The organism is Pseudomonas fluorescens (assembly GCF_001648775.1).
GTDB classification, from domain to species: domain Bacteria; phylum Pseudomonadota; class Gammaproteobacteria; order Pseudomonadales; family Pseudomonadaceae; genus Aquipseudomonas; species Aquipseudomonas fluorescens_M.
This window is the reverse complement of sequence record NZ_LVEJ01000010.1, coordinates 1-18,619: the sequence shown is the minus strand read 5'-3', so window position 1 is coordinate 18,619 and position 18,619 is coordinate 1. Positions and strand designations below refer to the sequence as shown.

Below are 18,619 nucleotides of genomic sequence, written 5' to 3'. Positions count from 1 at the left end.
CACGAGCAGGCTCACTCCTACATTTTGAAATGCATTCCCCTGTGGGAGCGAGCCTGCTCGCGAACCGATTGCGCAGCAAGCGGCCATACAAAACCTATTTCGGAATCAACGCTCCGGGTACCTGAATCACCCGGCTCGCCAACACATGCCCCGCCAGCGCAGCCTCCGCCGGACCGTCCCCCATCAAGCGACTGGCCAAATACGCCGCACTGAACGAATCCCCCGCCGCTGTGGTGTCTACCACCTTCTCGACCTTCTGCGCCGGCACTTCAAACGTTTCGCCGTCACACTGAATCAGACACGCCTCGGCCCCCCGTTTGAGCACCACTTCCGCGGTGCCGAACTGCGCGTAAGCATCAAACACCGCATCGCAATCGGCGAAACCGAACAGCGCCTGTTCGTCATCCACCGTCAGCAACGCCAGATCAACGTAGGGCAACACACTGCGATACGCCACGCGCGCATCTTCTACTGAGGCCCAAAGCCGTGGCCGATAGTTGTTGTCGAAAACGATCCGCGCATCACGCTCGCGCGCTTCAATCAGAGTCTGGATCAAACGCTCACGGCCCAGCGCACCGAGCACGGCCAGGGTGATGCCGCTGAAATACAACACGTCGTAATCAGGCAGCGCAGCCAGAATCGGTTCGGCAGCCGCGGTGGTGAAGCAGTCGCGAACCGCCGCCTCGTTGCGCCAGTAGAGGAAACGCCGCTCACCATTGGCGTCGGTCTGAATGCAGTACAGGCCCGGCAAACGTCCGGGCAGGCGCTGGACCCGTTCGAGGCCGATGCCTTCGTCGGACCAGATCTGGCACATGGCGTCGCTGAAACTGTCATCGCCCAGCGCGGTGACGTAATCGACCTGTGCCTTGTCGCCCAAGGCGCGGGACAGATAGACCGCAGTGTTGAGCGTGTCACCGCCGAAGCTTTGCTGCAGGCTGCCGTCGGCGCGCTGCTGCAGTTCAATCATGCATTCGCCGATCAGGGCGATACGCGGAATGTTCGGGCCCAGGGGGCTAAGGGTGTTCATGTAAGGGGTCTCTGTTGATTCAGTGGCGTTTGATCGGACGCCTTCGCGAGCAGGCTCGCTCCCACACTTGGAATGCATTTCACCTGTGGGAGCGAGCTTGCTCGCGAATGGCCGCGACTCGGTTTCAAGCCTTAGAAACAAGTCTCCATGCTCTCGATCACCGACAACTGCTCATCCACCAACAACCCAACACGCCACTTGTCGAACGTCAGGCACGGATGCGATGTGCCAAAGGAAATGATGTCACCCACGCGCAACTCAACGCCCGGCGCCACCGTCATGAACGCGTGCTGATCCATCACCGCCGTGACTTTACACGCACCGACGTCATCACCCACCGCCGGCAACGCGCCGGCCTTGTAACGCAACAACGGCACTGGCAAACCGGCATCGAACGCGACATCACGCTTGCCCAGCGCGATCACTGCAAAGCCCGGCTCGGGCAGCGACTGCACGTGTGCCCAGACTTCCAGTGCCGGGCGCAGACCTTCGTGCAAATCACTGCGGCGATCGAGCACGCAGCACTGCGCTTCTTTGTAGATGCCATGGTCGTGGGCGACGTAGCTGCCCGGACGCAACACGCTGAGGAAACGCCCGGCGGCGTTCTGTGCTTCGAACGATTCGGCAATCAGGTCATACCAGGCCGAACCCGAGGCCGTGATGATCGGCTTACCGATGGCAAACGCGCCGCTGTCTTGCAACTGCACCGCCAGGCGCACCAGTGATGCGGCGAATTCGCGAATGCCGCTGACCGCATGATCGCCGTGAATCACCCCTTCGTAACCTTCGATGCCGGTCAAAGCCAGCGCCGGTTGCGCGTTGATGGCCTTGGCCAGTGCGATGACTTCCTGCTCGCTGCGGCAACCGCAACGGCCACCGACTACGCCGTACTCGATCATCACGTTCAGCTTGACCCCGCGCGAGGCGAAGTAAGCGCCGAGATCGGCAACGTTGTCCGGATGATCGACCATGCAATAGAAATCGAACGATGGATCAGCCAGCAGATCGGCAATCAAGGCCATGTTCGGTGTGCCGACCAATTGGTTGGCCATCAGCACCCGGCGCACACCGTGGGCGTAGGCGGCGCGGGTTTGAGTAGCGCTGGCCAGAGTGATGCCCCATGCGCCGGCGTCGAGCTGACGCTTGAACAGTGCCGGGGTCATGCTGGTTTTGCCGTGTGGCGCGAGTTGCGCGCCGCTGTCGCTGACAAACTTCTGCATCCAGCGGATGTTGTGCTCCAGCGCCTCGCGGTGCAGCACCAGGGCCGGCAGGCTGACGTCGCGTACCAGTTGCGCGCCAATGGCCGCGCCGCCCTTTTCCATAGCAGTATTGATGGCAGTCGTCATGGTCGAACTCCTCGTGTTCACGGCCGCAGGCAGCCGCGATTATTCGTTGATGCGCCGGGCGAGGCTGTTGGCGCTCTCGATCAGAACCCGGCGATAGTCGTTGTAATTGTTTTTCGCGTCGGCCCGTGGGGCGACGATGCACAGGGTGCAAATGGCCACGCCGCCGGGGTCTTTGACCGGGGCGGCGAAGCAATGGGTAAAGGTGTCGGCGACGCTGTCGAAGGAGAAAAATCCGTCGATGCCGGCCTGGCGGATTTGCGCCAGGAACAGCTCCAGCGGCAAGCGTTCGCCATCCGGCAGGATGTAATCGTCCTCGTCGATCAAATCGATGATTTGCTGATCGCTCAAATGCGCGAGCAGCAAGCGTCCGGAGGCGGTCCACGGGATCGGCGCGTTTTCACCGATGTCGGAGGAAATACGGAAATGCCGCTCGCCCTCCTTCATCAACGCCACCGTGTATTTACGCCCGTTGAGCAGGCACATCTGCGCGGTTTCATGGGTCTGGCTGACGATTTCCTGCAAGGCGTGATCGGCCTCGCGACTGAGGTCGAAATGACGCAGGTGCGCCTGGCCGAGGAAGTACAACTGCCGCCCGAGATAGACGTGACCGTCCTTGCCCACCGGCTCCAGAATCCGTCGTTCCAGCAGCGAAGCGACCAGTTCGTAGACCGTGGATTTCGGGCTGCCGATGCCGTTGGCGATGTCGTTCGGGCGCAGCGGCTGGCCGATTTCCTTGAGGAAATCGAGGATATCGAACGCCCGGTCCAGACCGCGGGCCCGGCGTTTGATGGTGTCTTCGGTCATTTCAGTGGTTCCCATTCAAAGTCGCCGGGAGTTTACCGAGAGTATTGCGTCGCTTGGTAGGCCGCTTTCGCGAGCAGGCTCGCTCCCACAGGGGATTGCATTTCAAATGTGGGAGCGAGCCTGCTCGCGAAGAAATCAGCAAAGATTTCAGACCTTTTTCTTGTAGGCGATGCAATCGATCTCGACCTTGCAATCAACCATCATGCTCGCCTGCACACAGGCGCGTGCCGGTGCGTGTTCAGGCTTGAAGTACTCGCCGAAGACCTTGTTGAAACTGCTGAAATCCCGTGGATCGTCCAGCCACACGCCAGCACGCACCACGTCTTCCAGGCCATAACCGGCTTCTTCGAGAATCGCGATCAGGTTCTTCATGGTCTGGTGGGTCTGCTCGACGATGCCGCCGACAATGATCTCGCCATCCACCGCCGGCACCTGGCCGGACACATGCAGCCAGCCATCCGCTTCAACGGCGCGAGCGAAGGGACGGGGCTGGCCACCAGCGGCGGTGCTGCCGGTGCCGTAACGAGTAATGCTCATGGGTACTTCTCCTGATGACAAAACGAAAAATTAAAACCGCGTGTTCTTGAGAAACTCAGCCAGACGCGGTGATTGCGGGCGTTCGAACAGCTCCTTGGGAGGCCCCTGCTCTTCGATCCGCCCCTGATTCATGAAGACGATCTTGTCCGAAACCTCGAAGGCGAAACGCATTTCGTGGGTTACCAGCAACATGGTCATGCCGTCTTCGGCCAACCCCTTGATCACGTTGAGCACTTCGCCAACCAGTTCCGGGTCGAGGGCCGAGGTGACCTCATCGAACAGCATCAAACTCGGGTTCATCGCAATCGCTCGGGCAATGGCCACGCGCTGTTGCTGACCGCCGGACAACTGACCGGGAAAGTGATTGCGCCGTTCCAGCAGGCCAACGCGCTCGAGCCATTTTTCGGCGAGCACCACGGCTTCGTCCTTGTGCATTTTCTTCACCTTGAGCAAGCCCAGGGTGACGTTCTGCAACGCGGTCAGATGCGGGAACAGGTTGAATTGCTGGAACGCCATGCCGGTCATCGCACGATGCCGGGCGATGACCTTTTCCGCGTGTCTGATGCGTTTGCCGTTGGTTTCGTCATAGCCGATGGATTCGCCGTCGAGCAGGATCTGCCCACCCTGGAATTCCTCAAGCATGTTCACGCAACGCAGCAATGTGGTTTTACCCGAACCGCTGGAGCCGATCAGCGTGACCACGTTGCCGCGCTGCATGCTCAGATCGACACCTTTGAGTACCTCGACCGCGCCGTACTGTTTATGCAGGCCGCGAATGTCCAGCAACGCCTGATTCTGTGGGGAAACGTGAGTTTGAGTCATGGCAAGGCCACCCGCTTTTCAATGTGCCGGCCGAGTAATTCGATGCCGTAGTTGATGACGAAGAACAGAAAACCGGCGAACAGATAGAACTGCAGGGTCATGAAGTTCCGGGCGATGATCTGTTGGGTACTGAGCAGCAATTCGGCCACGCCGATCACCGAGAGCAAGGTCGAGGCCTTGACGATTTCGGTGGACGAGTTGACCCAGGTTGGCAGGATCTGCCGCAAGGCCTGAGGCAACAGCACGTAGCCGAGCGATTGGTAAAACGTCAGGCCGATGGCCTGGCTCGCTTCCATCTGCCCGCGCGGCAATGCTTGCAGCGCACCCCGCACAATCTCGGCAACGTGAGAACCGCAAAACAGCGTCAGGCCCAACGCGCCGGCCTGAAACGCACTGATCTGCCAACCGAGCGCCGGCGCCATATAGAAGCAAGCGAGCACCAGCACAAACACCGGCGTGCCGCGAATCAGATCAACATAGAAACGGAACGGTGCGCGCATCCAGAACTTGCCGTAAGTCAGCACCAGACCGGCAACCACGCCGAGCATCGTGCCGAGCACAATGGCCAGCGCCGATACCTGCACGCTGGTCAAAAAGCCCTGCCAAAGCGGTTCGCGCGCGACCCACAACTCATGTAACCAACTGGGTGATTCGTACATCGCAGCCTCCTATCGGCGGATTGCCAGACGCTGCTCGAGGTATCGCAGCAGCATGGCAATGAGGTAGCAGGCCGCGACATACAACGCCGTGGTCACCAGCCAGGTTTCGATCACCCGGTAGCTTTCGACGTTGATCTTGCGCGCGTAATAGGTCAGCTCCGGCACCGCAATCGCAGCGGCCAGCGAAGTGTCCTTGAACAGCGAAATGAAGTTATTGGACAGTGCCGGCAAGACGTTGCGCAGCATCACCGGCACCGTGACGTAGGCCTTGACCTGCCATTCGCCGAGACCGATGGCCAGCCCGGCTTCGCGCTGCCCTTTGGGGATACTCAGCAAACCACCGCGGAACACTTCGGTCAGGTACGCCCCGGCATACAACGACAGGGTGATGATGAACGACGGGATCTTATCCAGACGGATTCCCAAGCTCGGCAAGGCAAAGTAGATCAACAGAATCAACACCAGAATCGGCGTGTTACGCACCACCGTGACGTACACCGAAGCCAGCACCCGCAAGGCGCGATGCTTTGACAGCAAGGCAAACGCCATCAGCAGGCCGATCACGCAGCCGATGGCGATCGACACCAAGGCCAGTTCAAGGCCCAGACCGAGCCCCGCCAGCAAGGTGTCGAAATCGCGCCACACGGCGGCAAAGTTCAACTGATAGTTCATGGTCAGCAGTACCTTGAGCGGGGCGAAGTAAATCGCCCCACTCTCACGGGATCATTTGAATTCGACTGGGAAACCAATTGCTGGCGAAGGCAGATCTACACCGAACCATTGCTTGAACGATGCTGCGTAAGTCGGGAATTCAACGCCGGTCATGGCTTCATGCAGCGCGGTGTTGACGAAGTTCAGCCAGTCCTGATCGCCGCGTTTCACCGCGCACGCGTAGGTTTGCGGGCTCCACGCATAGGTCGGGCTGCGATAGCGGCCAGGATTCTGCACCATCAGGTATTTGACCGAGGACTGGTCGGTGGCAGCAGCATCGGCACGGCCGGAGTTCACCGCCTGGTACATCAGGTCAACGCTGTCGTACTGATCGACCTTGGCTTTCGGTAGTGCCTGATGCACCAGTTCTTCGGCATAGACGTTTTGCAGCACGGCCACAGTGACGCTGTCGCCAGCGGCTTGCAGGTCTTCGATTTCCTTGTACTTGCTGTTGTTCGGCAGCAGCAGGCCAACGCCTTCGCGGTAGTACGGCAGCGTGAACGCCACTTGCTGCGCACGGCTGGCGGTCACGGTGATGAACTGGCAGCTCATGTCGACTTTGTCGGTGAGCAGATTGGGGATCCGCGCATCGGACGACTGCACCACGAACTCGACCTTGCTCGGGTCGTTGAACAGACCTTTGGCGACGATCCGCGCAATGTCGATATCAAACCCCTGCAACTTGCCGTCCGCGCCCTGAAAGTGCCACGGCGCATTGGTACTGCCAGTACCGACAATCAATTTGCCACGGGCCAGCACACTGTCGAGCTTGCTGTCGGCTGCCTGGGCCATGCCCATGACAGCGGACGAAGCCGCGAGAACAAAAACACACGCTTTGAACAAGGAAGGTCGGCGATGCATGGCAAGCACTCCAGAGGCTGTTTATTCCGCTATACCGGAACTCGGTTTGTTACTACGGAATAGACAGCAGAAAGTGTGCCACAGGACTGGATGAGAATCTGCGGCGAAGCGAAATGTTTACGAAATCAAAGAGATGCAAAAAAGCACAGAGGCGCTGTTACGAAAGCCCCCTTGAAGACACGCTACCGTTGGCTACACACGTGGGGTATTCGCGCCACGTTTCGGGGCGCCTGACACAAAACGACGCGCATTACACCTGTCAACTCTGACAGTAGGCGCAGGGATCAGGCGGGTTTACCGTCATCGGATTCAACGACGGCCGAAAGGACAGGCTCATGAGCGCGAATATCCCCCTCTTTACCTTGCCGCCCACCTACCGCAAAGCCCTGAAAACCTGGCGCCCGGTGATCCTCTACTTCGCCAACGAACACTGCCCCGCCTGCGAGTGGGCCGGGCCGATCTTTCGTCAGACGGCCGAGCCGTATCGGCATCGCGCCAATATCTACATGCTCAATACCGGCGAGTCGCCGCGTCATCCACTGGTCACGGGGACGCCCACCGTGCTGTTTTACAAGAACGGCAAACTGGTGAAGAAGCTCAAAGGCATCGGCACTGAGGAAACGCTCGCACGGGATTTTGCCGAGCACATTGGCAGGACCAAAGCGGCAACTGCACCTCGCAAACGGCCGCATGACCTGCCTTGGTTACGCCGGATACTTCGAACTCTGCACACTGTCCCGCATGCCCGCCTGCGGAGTCTGTATCGCAGATGAGGCGTTGTATGAGCCAAAGCATACCGGCAAGGATCGCCACACCTTCCATCCGTGAATACCGCGGTGCACGATAAATCGTATTCGCGAGCAGGCTCGCTCCCACCCTTGAAACGCGTTCCAATGTGGGAGCGAGCCTGCTCGCGAATAGGCCAGTACAGCCGACCGACAACTCAAATGCTACGCGGCGGCAACCAACAGCACCTGCGTCACACGCCGCTCTTCAACTGCTACCACTGTCATCTGCCAGCCTGCATGCTCCAGACGGTCGCCCTTCATCGGCAGCCGGTCGAGCAAGCTCATGACCAGTCCCGCCACCGTCTGATAGTCCTCGGTCGCCTCGGCGCCAAACCCGGTGCGCTGACGCACACGCGCCAGGTTCAACGCACCGCTGACGATAAACCCGCCCTGCGCCTCGACCACGTCCGGGCCTTCGATTTCGCTGGCGTCCGGCAATTCACCGGCAATCGATTCAAGAATATCGGTCATCGTCAGCACGCCGACGAAATCACCGAATTCGTTGACCACAAAGGCAATGTGCGTCGATGCCGCGCGCATCTGCTCCAGCGCATTGAGGATCGAATAGCTGTCGAGCAGGTTGATCGTCTTGCGCGCTAGGTGTTCGAGGTTCGGCTCTACGCCAGCGAGGTACTCTTTTAGCAGTTCTTTCTTGTGGACGAAGCCCAAGGGCTCATCCACCGCACCGTGGCGAATCAGCGGCAGGCGCGAGTAAGAGGAATGCATCAGCTTGGTGCGAATCGCTTCGGCGTCGTCAGCCAGATCAATGCTGTCGACATCGGCGCGTACTGTCATCAAACGGCGGATCGGCCGCTCGGCCAGTTGCAACACGCCGCTGATCATCACCCGTTCGCGTCGGTCGAACAGCTCGGCGCTCGGCGCGTCACCATCGTCGAGCAGGTCAGAGATTTCTTCACCGACTTCTTCAACGGCCAGTTTACGACCACCAAGCAAACGCATGACCGCGTGCGCCGTACGCTCGCGCATCGGCCGCAAGCCTTGCATCGAACGCTTGCGACGCGCCCGGGCGATCTGGTTGAACACCTCGATCAGAATCGAGAAACCGATGGCGGCGTACAGATAACCTTTCGGGATGTGGAAACCCAGGCCTTCAGCGGTCAGGGCAAAACCGATCATCATCAGGAAGCCCAGACACAGCATGATCACGGTCGGGTGCGCATTGACGAAGCGCGTCAACGGTTTGCTCGCGACGATCATCAGACCGATCGAGATGATCACGGCGATCATCATCACCGCCAGCTCATCGACCATGCCCACGGCGGTAATCACCGCGTCGAGCGAGAACACCGCATCGAGCACCACGATCTGCGCCACGATCGGCCAGAACAGCGCATAGGCCGTGTTGCTCGAACGTTCGCCAACGTGGCCTTCCAGTCGTTCGTGCAACTCCATCGTTGCCTTGAACAACAGGAACACACCACCGAACAGCATGATCAGGTCTCGGCCGGAGAAGCTCTTGTCGAACACCTCGAACAACGGCTGCGTGAGGGTCACCAGCCAGGAAATACTCGCCAACAGGCCCAGACGCATGATCAGCGCCAACGACAGGCCGATGATCCGCGCACGGTCACGCTGATGCGGCGGCAACTTGTCCGCGAGAATGGCGATGAACACCAGGTTGTCGATACCCAGCACCAGTTCCAGCACGATCAATGTCAACAAGCCCAACCAGGCTGTGGGATCCGCTAACCATTCCATAAAACGTCTCGATCTCTCTCAGTGAATTCAGGCTGCCGGACACGGCAAAGTGCAACGCGAAGGCTCTGAAGCCGCGTTATCAACGATAGTCGGGAGTCGAAAAACTGGATGTTGCGAGTGCGTCAAGACCGCGCCATGGCGCGAGGGGAAGCTGAAACTGGGAGGCTCCGAGAGGGTGTTCATGCAAATCCTGAATGAAAAATGGCCTTGGAGCGTACAGGCTTTGGGAACATTTCCTACAGCGGCAAATCATTTCAAAATCTGTAAAACGCACCGAATAGCCGCTGAAGGAGTTGTTCCACCGCGCTATCAGCGGCCGGCAAAGCGCAACCGAGATAACTGACGCAAATCGCCTTCGAGGTAGTAATCGTTGGTCCAGCTGTCATCCACGGCCAACGGACTCACCTGCTTCAACGCCAGTTTCTTCGCGAAATAGCGAAAGCGGTAATGCTCGTAAAACCGCAACAGTTCGAGGCCGTAACGATCCGCCAGAGCGGTGTCGCCGCGAATGATCAGGTAGTTTTCGTCGTTGCCATTGCTCGCTGAAGCGCTGAGGTTGTGGCTGCCGCTGATGATCGTCGGCGCATCTGTGGTGAAGTCGGTGACCACCGCTTTGGTGTGCACCAGCAAGTTGCCCTTCTGGCCCTTCATGTTCTCGCGCAGCCAGCCTTCCAGGCCGGTGTTGAGCAACGCTGTGGCGGCGAATTCGGCGCTGCGGTCGGCGTGAAACCCGGTGATGCGGCTGGCGGTGTTCTGCAGGCCATAACGCAGGATGTCGTCGTGCGGCTGGCCCAACAGTGCGTTGAGGATGCTGTCCGGCAAGGCGAACGCAGTGACGAATAGCACGTCCTTCTGCGCCGCCTCGATGATCTCGACGAACTCACGCAGATCGGCGCCGCCGGTGCGCGGCGAGAACCCGGCAAACAGCGGCTGTGTGGCGTCCATCGGGTTGTGCGCGGTGATCCAGTCACGCGTGGCGCCGACGTCGGCAGGCGTGGCCCAGACCTCTTCGAAGGTGCGCAGATAACTCGCGCTGACCGCCGCGTCATCAAGTACATGCACCACGTTGGCCTGACGATAGACGCCGTTGGCGGTGAAATTGGTGCTGCCGCACAGGACCGCTTGCGGCGTGCGCTGACCGCCCTCGCCGACACGACTGAGGACAATGAATTTGTTGTGGAAAATGTTGTGGGTGACCCGCCCGAGCTTGCTGGTCGCCGGCAGTTTCGCCAGGCTCGCCTCATTGATGGTGGTGTCTTCGTCATCCGGCCGGGCGTGATACAGCACGCGCACCTGCACCCCCCGCGCAAACGCGGCATCGACCGCGTCGACGATGACCTGCAACTGATACTCGTAAATCGCGATGTCCAGCGCCCACTGAGCATCGACCGCGCGCTCGATAAACCCCAGCAGACGCCCAAGCAAACCGTTTTCCAGCCACTGTCGCGCGGCATCGGGCCAGGCTTCGATGGGCATGTTTTTGTTGGCGCTGATCTGTGCGTCGAGGTCGGGAAACTTGCGCTGAAACGCCTGACTGGCGGCAACGGCGCGATTGAAAATCACGCTTTGATCGCAGGGGTGACCATCGTCGCAGGTGATGGTCAGCTCCAGCGCCTCGCCCAGTACCGGCGCATCCGGCGTGCCGTACGCCAAGTGCACGCGGTAGTGAATCGTCATCCCCGGATTGGCCGCGTAATCGGCCCAGCGAAATTTCTGCAGCGGGGCTTTATCGCTTGGCGTGGCATGAAATTGCGCAAATGTGTGGGTTTTACCGGGGAAGGTCAGGCTGTTGAACAGGAACAACCAGGGTTTGGCGCCCTGCTGCTTTTCGATGGCGAAGCCGAGTAGACCCTGGCGACGGGACTCGGCGAGGTCCATCGCCAGCAGTACGCCGTTGGTGCCGGCGTAGGCCTTGACGCGGAAATCGTCCGAGGGATTTTTGACCAGTACGCGCATCGCTCACTCCTTGTGATTGGGCTGGGTGCAGCATAGAGCAGGGATGCGGGTTTTGGTTGTTTGGCTTGGAGACCGAGTCGATGCCTTCGCGAGCAAGCTCGCTCCCACAGGGAGTTTGCGTCGAATCCCGATTCCATTGTGGGAGCGAGCCTGCTCGCGAAGACGGCCGATCAATCGCCGGCACCGTCAGATCGAAATCAGTTCATCGATATGTCGATACTCGGCATCCAACGCCGCCGCCAGATCCCGCGCCCGACCAAGCCGAATCGGTCCACGTTCGATATCGATCAACAGCCCCGGACACCCCAGCGCCGGCAATCCGCACCCGTCTTTCAAGCGTCCATCCGTCACCACCAGCAAACGCTGCTGCTCGGCGGGAAAGCGCTTGCGCCGCCGCGTCAGCCATTGTTGCGCCTCGGTTAACGCCGCCAGCAACGGAGTGCCGCCGCCCGCGCCCAGTGTATCCAGCCACACGCGCAAGCCGCTGGAGGCCTTCAACCCCTGCACCTGCCATTTCGGCGCAGAACCGCTGGCGGTCAACAACGCCAACCGCGCACGCTGGCGGTAGGCGTCATCGAACAATTGCGCAAGCAGACCTTTGGCATCGCTCAAGGCCTGATGGCGACGGGTAGACGCCGAGGCATCGACGATCACCAGCCACAACTCATGCGAGGTGCGCGTGCGTTGCGCAAACAGCAGATCCTCACGGCTTTGCGGGCGGCCATTGAGCAGCGTTCCCGGCCAGTTCACCGTACCGCTGCGGGCGGCATGGCGCTTGCCCTGACGTCCGTTGTCGAGCCGACCGGCGCGGGGTCTGGCATTCGCCCCCGCGTCGGATCGGGGGCGAATGCCTAAGGCTTTTTTGGCCAGCTCGGCACTTCACGGCGCGCGCCGGTGGCGAGTGCCGGGGCCGGCATGTCGCCCCATTGGCCCTGCCCTTCGCCCGGCTCGGTCTGCGCGTTGCTCGGCGCTTGCGCCGGCGGTTGTTGTGGGCTGGATGCGGGCTGTTCGCGACGACGATGGCGCAAGGCGAATTCAGCGACCGCGTCGATATCCTGTTCTTCAATAGCCTCAGCAGCGCGCCATGCAGCATGTGCCCGAGCGGCGCGCAACCACACCAGATCGGCGCGCAAGCCATCGACGCCAGCAGCGAAGCAACGCTCGGTAATCTGCGCCAGGGCGACATCGTCCAGCGGTATATCGGCCAAGGCTTCGCGGGCGCTTTCGCAACGTTCGCGCAACGCTTTTTGCTGTGTTTCCCACTGCGCGCAAAACCCTTGCGGGTCGCTGTCGAAATCCAGTCGCCGGCGAATGATCTGCCCGCGCTCGGTCGGCGCCGTGTGGCCACTGAGGGCGACGTTCAAACCAAAACGGTCGAGCAATTGTGGGCGCAACTCGCCCTCTTCCGGGTTCATCGTGCCGATCAGCACGAACCGCGCCGAATGCCGATGGGAGATACCATCGCGCTCGATCAGGTTGGTGCCGCTGGCGGCGACGTCGAGCAGCAGATCGACGAGGTGATCCGGCAGCAGGTTGACCTCATCGACATAGAGCACGCCGCCGTCGGCCTTGGCCAGCACGCCAGGCGAAAATTGCGCGCGCCCGGCACTGAGCGCGGCGTCGAGGTCGAGGGTGCCGACCAGACGTTCTTCGGTGGCGCCCAGCGGCAAGGTGACGAATTGGCCGCTGGCGAGCAGGTCGGCCAAACCGCGAGCCAAGGTGGATTTGGCCATGCCGCGCGGGCCTTCGATGAGTACGCCGCCGATTTTCGGGTCGATGGCGGTGAGGCACAGTGCGAGTTTCAGGTCATCGGCGCCAACCACGGCGGAGAGCGGGAAATGCGGGGTGTCGGTCATTTGGGGTTTCTCTTTCGTGGTCGTTGGTAGTGTGGGGTGTCAGTTGGGGTGGCCCTCACCCTAGCCCTCTCCCAGGGGGAGAGGGAACTGATCCGGGTGTTCTTGCAAGTTGCGCCGACCTGAATAATCGGGTTGAACTCCGGCCTAAAAGCCAACGCAAATCGGCTCCCTCTCCCTCCGGGAGAGGGCTGGGGTGAGGGTAGCTTTTGACCGGCTACATATCTTCCTCTATATCCAGCAGCAGATTCTCCAACGCCTCTTTATAAGCCCCCGGCGCCTGCCACATCCCCCGCTGCTGCGCTTCGAGCATCCGCTCGGTCATGTCCCGCAGCGCATGGGGATTATGCTCGCGCACAAACTCCCGCGTCGCCGGATCGAGCAAATAAGCATCCGCCAACAACGCGTATTGATGATCATCGATCAGCTGCGTCGTCGCATCGAACGCGAACAGGTTGTCGACCGTCGCGGCCATTTCGAACGCACCTTTATAGCCGTGCCGCTTGACCCCGTCGATCCACTTCGGATTCGCCGCGCGCGAACGGATCACCCGGTTCAGCTCTTCCTTCAAGGTGCGGATCTTCGGTAGATCCGGCTGGCTGTGGTCGCCGTGATAACTCGCCGCGGCTTCACCGCGCAGGCTCTCCACGGCGGCGAGCATGCCACCCTGGAACTGGTAATAGTCGTTGGAGTCGAGCAAGTCGTGTTCGCGGTTGTCCTGATTCTGCAGCACCGCTTGCACTTGGCTGAGGCGCTGGACGAACTGTTCGCGAGCGGCAGTGCCTTCGTCGGAACCGCCGTAAGCGTAAGCGCCCCAGTTCAGATAAACCTCGGCGAGATCGTCGCGGCTTTGCCACAAACGCCCGTCGATCGCGCCCTGCACGCCCGCGCCGTAGGCACCGGGTTTGGCGCCGAAAATCCGCCAACCGGCCTGGCGCCGCGCGGTGTCTTCGTCGAGGCCTGATTGCAGCAGCGCCTCGCGTTCCGCGCGGACTTTCGCGGCCAATGGGTTGAGGTCGTCTGGCTCATCCAGCGCAGCCACTGCTTGCACGGCGGCGTCGAACAGGCGGATCAGGTTGGCGAAGGCATCGCGAAAGAACCCGGACACGCGCAACGTGACATCGACACGCGGACGATCGAGCAGGCTCAACGGCAGAATCTCGAAATCATCGACGCGCTGACTGCCGGTGGCCCACACCGGACGCACGCCCATCAACGCCATGGCCTGGGCAATGTCATCACCGCCAGTGCGCATGGTTGCGGTGCCCCACACGGACAAGCCGAGCTGGCGCAGGTGATCGCCGTGGTCCTGCAAGTGCCGCTCAAGAATCAACGTGGCCGACTGGAAACCGATGCGCCAGGCGGTGGTGGTGGGCAGGTTACGGACGTCGACCGAATAGAAATTGCGCCCGGTCGGCAGCACGTCGAGGCGACCACGGCTGGGCGCGCCGCTTGGGCCGGCAGGAACGAAGCGGCCGCTGAGGGCATCGAGCAGGCCGCGCATTTCGGCAGGGCCGCAGGCATCGAGGCGTGGGGCAACGACTTCGCGCAGAGACTGGATGATCGCATTCACATCAGCCCCCCCCGATCCCTGTGGGAGCGAGCTTGCTCGCGAAAGCTGTGTGTCAGTGAATGAAGTGTTGGCTGACACGACGCCTTCGCGAGCAAGCTCGCTCCCACAGGGATCGTGCAGGGCTTGGGAAATCAGCTGTGTGGCAAACAGTTCGAGGCGTTCGCGGGTGTCGCCGGCGGTGCGCCAGGAATCGTCGCTTTGCGCTTGCAGTGCTTCGGGACGCGGGCCGGTCCATGGGTCGGCCAACGTGCAATCGAGCGGATCGAAACCCAGTTCGAATGCCTTGGCGAGTGCTCGCAACAGGCTCGACTGCGCGCCCTTCCCGTCTCCGCGCGGAATACGCAACAACGCCAACAACGTATCAATGCGCAACCGCCCACTCGGCGACTCACCGAAAATATGCAGGCCATCGCGGATCTGCGATTCCTTCAAATCACACAAATACGTGTCCAGACGCGGCAACCAGATTGCGGCGTCGGCGTCGCTGTCCAGCCCGGCATCGAGTTGCAGTTCGCGATCGATCTGCGTATCGCGCACCAGTTGCAGAATGTCGCGCTGCAACTCCCGCGCGCGGCGTGGGTCGAGCAGTTGTGCTTCGTAATATTCGTCGGCCAGCAGTTCCAGATTGCGCAACGGGCCGTAAGTTTCGGCGCGGGTCAACGGCGGCATCAAGTGGTCGATGATCACCGCTTGCGTGCGTCGTTTGGCCTGAGCGCCCTCACCCGGGTCGTTGACGATAAACGGGTAAATATTCGGCAACGGCCCGAGCAGCGCGTCCGGCCAGCAATTCTCCGACAGCCCGACGCCTTTGCCCGGTAGCCATTCGAGGTTGCCGTGCTTGCCGACGTGAATAACACCGTGCGCGCCGTAGGTGTTGCGCAGCCAGAAATAGAACGCGAGATAGCCGTGCGGCGGCACCAGATCCGGGTCGTGATACACCGCGCTCGGGTCAACCTGATACCCGCGCGCCGGCTGGATGCCGACAAAGGTCAGACCGAAACGAATGCCGGCGATCATCATCCGCCCGTCGCGGCACATCGGATCGTTTTCTGGCGTGCCCCAACGCGCAACCACAGCGGCACGATTGGCCTCGGGCAGTGCGTTGAACATTGTCAGGTAAGCGTCCATCGCCAGACTTTGCTGGCAGGGTCGCTGATCGATGGTGTCGAGATCGTTGCTGACGCCGCCGAGCAATTGCTGGATCAACGCAGTGCCGCTCTGCGGCAACTCTGCGGTGATCGGATAACCCTCGGCCTGCAACGCGCGCAGAATATTCAGCGCCGCTGCCGGCGTGTCGAGACCGACGCCGTTGCCGATGCGTCCGTCGCGAGTCGGGTAATTGGCGAGAATCAGCGCGATGCGTTTTTCGCCGTTCGGCACCCGCGCCAGGTCGATCCAGCGCCGCGCCAGTTCGGCGACGAAATCCATGCGCTCGGGCTGCGCGCGATAGCAGACCACATCGGACTGACTGCGCTCGCTGCGCCAGGCCAGATCCTTGAAGCTGATCGGCCGGCTGATGATCCGCCCGTCGAGTTCCGGCAAGGCAATGTGCATGGCCAGATCGCGCGGGCCGAGGCCCTGCTCGCTGGCGCGCCAGCCGGGTTCGTTGTCCTGCGCGCAGATCGCCTGAATCACTGGAATATTGCGGCGAAACGGCCGCAAGTGCGGCGCTTCCGGGCTCGACTGGGCAAAACCAGTGGTGTTGAGAATAACCCCCGCCTCGACTTCGTCCAGCCAATCCTCGACCACCGTCAGGCAGCCGGGTTCTTTCAAACTGGCCACCGCGATCGGCAACGGATTCAAACCCGCCACCTGCAAGCGCTGGCAGAAAACGTCGATGAACGCGGTGTTCGCCGCCTGCAGATGCGAGCGGTAAAACAACACCGCCGCGACCGGTTGATCGGGCAGCCATTCCGCTTGCCAGTCACTCAGTGCGGCGGAGGTTTTTTGTGGATGGTAAATCGCCGTGCGCGGCAGGGTTTGCGGCTCTTGCCAAGCGTAATCGCGGGCGAGCCAGCGGTTGGCCAGGCAGCGGAAGAAATCCAGTGCATTGCCCATACCGCCCTGGCGCAGGAACTGCCAGAGTCGGTCACGTTCCTCGGCGTTGACGGTGCTCAAGTCGCTGAGCTCCGGATCGGGCCGGTCATCGCCCGGCACCAGAATCACCTGCACGCCGCGCTCGGCCAACTCGACCAGACGCTCGACGCCGTAGCGCCAATAAGCAATGCCGCCGTGCAGCGAAATCAGAATCACCTTGGCGTGACGCAGCACTTCATCGACGTACAAGTCGACCGAAGCGTGGTTCTGCACCTGCATAGGGTTAGCCAGGCGCAGGCTCGGATAATCCTCGGGCAATTGCTGCGCGGCTTCGGCGAGCAGCGCCAGGCTGGAGTCGCCGCTGCACAGGATCACCAGTTCGGCGGGGGTTTGTCCAAGGTCGGCAATGTTGTCATCCGAGACGAATCCGCCGGGCTGGGTCCTGAGCAGGTGCATGGCTTAAACGCTGAGCGCAGCGCGCAGTTGCGCTTCGAGTTGCGCCGCATCGAGTTCCTGACCGATCAACACCAGACGCGTCACGCGCGCTTCATCGGCGCCCCATTGACGGTCGAAGTGCTTGTCGAAACGCGTGCCCACGCCCTGGATCAGCAGACGCATTGGCTTGTTCGGGATCGCCGCGAAGCCTTTGACACGCAGGATGCCGTGCTTGACCACCAATTGCGTCAGCGCGTCGAGCAGCAGGCTTTCGTCGGCTTGCGGCAGTTCGATGGAGATCGAATCGAAAGCGTCGTGATCGTGGTCATCGTGGTCGTCATCGCTTTCACCGTGATGATGGTCGTGATGGCTGTGGCGGCTGTCGATGTGCTCTTCAGAACCGGCGCCGAGACCGATTAGCACGTCCAGCGGCAGACGACCGTTGCTGGCTTCGATGATTTTTACCGCGGGTGGCAGTTCTTCGGCGACTTCGGCGCGTACACGGGCCAAGTCTTCCGGGCTGGTCTGGTCGGCCTTGTTGAGGATGACAAGGTCGGCGCTGGCCAGTTGGTCGGCGAACAATTCGTGCAGCGGCGATTCGTGATCGAGGTTCGGGTCGAGTTTGCGCTGGGCATCGACCTGATCCGGGAACGCGGCGAAGGTGCCAGCGGCCACGGCTGGGCTGTCGACCACGGTGATCACCGCGTCAACGGTGCAGGCGCTGCGGATTTCCGGCCACTGGAAGGCTTGCACCAGCGGTTTCGGCAGGGCCAGGCCCGAGGTTTCGATGAGGATGTGGTCGAGGTCGCCGCGACGGGCAACCAGTTCGCGCATGACCGGGAAGAATTCTTCCTGAACGGTGCAGCAGAGGCAGCCGTTGGCCAGTTCGTAAACGCGGCCGGTGGCTTCTTCTTCGGTGCAGCCGATGGTGCATTGCTTGAGGATTTCACCGTCGATGCCCAACTCGCCAAACTCGTTGACGATCACCGCGATGCGACGGCCTTGGGCGTTGTCGAGCATGTGTCGCAGCAGCGTGGTTTTGCCCGAGCCGAGGAAGCCGGTGACGATGGTGACAGGGAGTTTGGCCAGTGTTTTCATCGGTATGCCCTTTGGCAAGCGGCGGGCATACGGGACGAGAACCGGCCACGCGCGTGCGCGCCGGAAGCGTTCGCCACCGGATCACCCCGCCCGGTTGTAGTGAGAATCTGTGACGAGGCAGGTCTCCTGGCTGACGGTGTTCAGGCGCGGGGCCTGGCATTCGCTGCGCCTTCCCGCTGGCTCATGGGTTGAGCTGGCAGTGGCGTGGCAGTGAATTTCACCGTTCACAGTTGCGGGGGCAGCCGCGGCATTGACCGCGTTCCCTTCTTAGCTTCGGCGTGGGCCGAAGAACCTCGAAAGCGCAAGGCTACGCATGGCTTGCTTATGGGTCAATGTTTTGGGTTTTTTGGATTGGGGGCATATCCGTTGCTGCGGGTGCTGCCGCTGGCGGTT

15 protein-coding genes and 1 riboswitch are annotated in these 18,619 nt (G+C 61.1%); of the genes, 1 reads left to right on the top strand and 14 read right to left on the bottom strand.

Features of this window, described 5'->3' with window-relative positions; translation table 11 throughout:
- Nucleotides 1-94 precede the first annotated feature (94 nt).
- The 8 genes from A8O26_RS10310 to A8O26_RS10275 form a co-directional block, all read right to left on the bottom strand.
- Nucleotides 95-1,027, bottom strand: a complete 933-nt coding sequence (locus A8O26_RS10310) for a sugar kinase (protein ID WP_064117901.1) — start codon at nucleotides 1,025-1,027, stop codon at nucleotides 95-97.
- Nucleotides 1,028-1,158: 131 nt separating this feature from the next.
- Complete coding sequence (locus tag A8O26_RS10305) at nucleotides 1,159-2,373, bottom strand: amino acid deaminase (RefSeq protein WP_064117900.1); 1,215 nt, start codon at nucleotides 2,371-2,373, stop codon at nucleotides 1,159-1,161.
- A gap of 39 nt (nucleotides 2,374-2,412) precedes the next feature.
- The gene (locus A8O26_RS10300) at nucleotides 2,413-3,177 is read right to left on the bottom strand and encodes an IclR family transcriptional regulator (protein WP_064117899.1); all 765 of its coding nucleotides are present in this window, start codon (nucleotides 3,175-3,177) and stop codon (nucleotides 2,413-2,415) included.
- Between the two features lie 147 nt (nucleotides 3,178-3,324).
- Entirely contained in the window at nucleotides 3,325-3,714 is a 390-nt protein-coding gene (locus A8O26_RS10295) for a RidA family protein (RefSeq protein ID WP_016984340.1), read from the bottom strand.
- Nucleotides 3,715-3,744: 30 nt separating this feature from the next.
- Nucleotides 3,745-4,536, bottom strand: coding sequence for an amino acid ABC transporter ATP-binding protein (locus A8O26_RS10290; RefSeq protein ID WP_064117898.1), 792 nt, complete (start codon nucleotides 4,534-4,536; stop codon nucleotides 3,745-3,747).
- Nucleotides 4,533-5,195, bottom strand: a complete 663-nt coding sequence (locus A8O26_RS10285; RefSeq protein ID WP_064117897.1) for an amino acid ABC transporter permease — start codon at nucleotides 5,193-5,195, stop codon at nucleotides 4,533-4,535. Before A8O26_RS10285 ends, A8O26_RS10290 begins: the two co-directional genes overlap by 4 nt.
- Nucleotides 5,196-5,204: 9 nt before the next feature.
- A complete protein-coding gene (locus A8O26_RS10280; protein WP_003225455.1) occupies nucleotides 5,205-5,867 on the bottom strand; it encodes an amino acid ABC transporter permease in 663 nt (220 codons plus the stop codon).
- A gap of 51 nt (nucleotides 5,868-5,918) precedes the next feature.
- Nucleotides 5,919-6,767 (bottom strand): transporter substrate-binding domain-containing protein, encoded by an 849-nt coding sequence (locus tag A8O26_RS10275; RefSeq protein WP_064117896.1) that lies wholly within the window; start codon nucleotides 6,765-6,767, stop codon nucleotides 5,919-5,921.
- Between the two features lie 335 nt (nucleotides 6,768-7,102).
- Between A8O26_RS10275 and A8O26_RS10270 the strand changes: the two genes are divergently transcribed.
- Nucleotides 7,103-7,540: a thioredoxin family protein gene (locus tag A8O26_RS10270; protein ID WP_064117895.1), complete on the top strand. Its 438-nt coding sequence runs from the start codon at nucleotides 7,103-7,105 to the stop codon at nucleotides 7,538-7,540.
- 177 nt (nucleotides 7,541-7,717) lie between these two features.
- On the opposite strand, the gene A8O26_RS10265 is transcribed toward A8O26_RS10270, so the two are convergent.
- The 6 genes from A8O26_RS10265 to cobW form a co-directional block, all read right to left on the bottom strand.
- Complete coding sequence (locus A8O26_RS10265; RefSeq protein ID WP_064117894.1) at nucleotides 7,718-9,274, bottom strand: TerC family protein; 1,557 nt, start codon at nucleotides 9,272-9,274, stop codon at nucleotides 7,718-7,720.
- Between the two features lie 309 nt (nucleotides 9,275-9,583).
- Nucleotides 9,584-11,230: a phospholipase D-like domain-containing protein gene (locus tag A8O26_RS10260; RefSeq protein WP_064117893.1), complete on the bottom strand. Its 1,647-nt coding sequence runs from the start codon at nucleotides 11,228-11,230 to the stop codon at nucleotides 9,584-9,586.
- 186 nt (nucleotides 11,231-11,416) lie between these two features.
- A complete protein-coding gene (locus A8O26_RS10255) occupies nucleotides 11,417-12,079 on the bottom strand; it encodes a VWA domain-containing protein (protein ID WP_081265172.1) in 663 nt (220 codons plus the stop codon).
- A gap of 2 nt (nucleotides 12,080-12,081) precedes the next feature.
- The gene (locus A8O26_RS10250; protein ID WP_064117891.1) at nucleotides 12,082-13,086 is read right to left on the bottom strand and encodes an ATP-binding protein; all 1,005 of its coding nucleotides are present in this window, start codon (nucleotides 13,084-13,086) and stop codon (nucleotides 12,082-12,084) included.
- A 214-nt stretch (nucleotides 13,087-13,300) separates the two neighbouring features.
- The gene (gene cobN, locus A8O26_RS10245) at nucleotides 13,301-17,149 is read right to left on the bottom strand and encodes a cobaltochelatase subunit CobN (protein WP_064117890.1); all 3,849 of its coding nucleotides are present in this window, start codon (nucleotides 17,147-17,149) and stop codon (nucleotides 13,301-13,303) included.
- A 3-nt stretch (nucleotides 17,150-17,152) separates the two neighbouring features.
- Nucleotides 17,153-18,226, bottom strand: coding sequence for a cobalamin biosynthesis protein CobW (gene cobW, locus A8O26_RS10240; RefSeq protein ID WP_064117889.1), 1,074 nt, complete (start codon nucleotides 18,224-18,226; stop codon nucleotides 17,153-17,155).
- Between the two features lie 99 nt (nucleotides 18,227-18,325).
- Nucleotides 18,326-18,537: riboswitch (cobalamin riboswitch) on the bottom strand.
- Between the last annotated feature and the right edge of the window lie 82 nt (nucleotides 18,538-18,619).

Bases quoted from the DNA above. Each gene is read 5' to 3' on its own strand.
- A8O26_RS10310 (WP_064117901.1), bottom strand. From the start codon at position 1,027: ATGAACACCCTTAGCCCCCTGGGCCCGAACATTCCGCGTATCGCCCTG.
- A8O26_RS10305 (WP_064117900.1), bottom strand. From the start codon at position 2,373: ATGACGACTGCCATCAATACTGCTATGGAAAAGGGCGGCGCGGCCATT.
- A8O26_RS10300 (WP_064117899.1), bottom strand. From the start codon at position 3,177: ATGACCGAAGACACCATCAAACGCCGGGCCCGCGGTCTGGACCGGGCG.
- A8O26_RS10295 (WP_016984340.1), bottom strand. From the start codon at position 3,714: ATGAGCATTACTCGTTACGGCACCGGCAGCACCGCCGCTGGTGGCCAG.
- A8O26_RS10290 (WP_064117898.1), bottom strand. From the start codon at position 4,536: ATGACTCAAACTCACGTTTCCCCACAGAATCAGGCGTTGCTGGACATT.
- A8O26_RS10285 (WP_064117897.1), bottom strand. From the start codon at position 5,195: ATGTACGAATCACCCAGTTGGTTACATGAGTTGTGGGTCGCGCGCGAA.
- A8O26_RS10280 (WP_003225455.1), bottom strand. From the start codon at position 5,867: ATGAACTATCAGTTGAACTTTGCCGCCGTGTGGCGCGATTTCGACACC.
- A8O26_RS10275 (WP_064117896.1), bottom strand. From the start codon at position 6,767: ATGCATCGCCGACCTTCCTTGTTCAAAGCGTGTGTTTTTGTTCTCGCG.
- A8O26_RS10270 (WP_064117895.1), top strand. From the start codon at position 7,103: ATGAGCGCGAATATCCCCCTCTTTACCTTGCCGCCCACCTACCGCAAA.
- A8O26_RS10265 (WP_064117894.1), bottom strand. From the start codon at position 9,274: ATGGAATGGTTAGCGGATCCCACAGCCTGGTTGGGCTTGTTGACATTG.
- A8O26_RS10260 (WP_064117893.1), bottom strand. From the start codon at position 11,230: ATGCGCGTACTGGTCAAAAATCCCTCGGACGATTTCCGCGTCAAGGCC.
- A8O26_RS10250 (WP_064117891.1), bottom strand. From the start codon at position 13,086: ATGACCGACACCCCGCATTTCCCGCTCTCCGCCGTGGTTGGCGCCGAT.
- cobN (WP_064117890.1), bottom strand. From the start codon at position 17,149: ATGCACCTGCTCAGGACCCAGCCCGGCGGATTCGTCTCGGATGACAAC.
- cobW (WP_064117889.1), bottom strand. From the start codon at position 18,226: ATGAAAACACTGGCCAAACTCCCTGTCACCATCGTCACCGGCTTCCTC.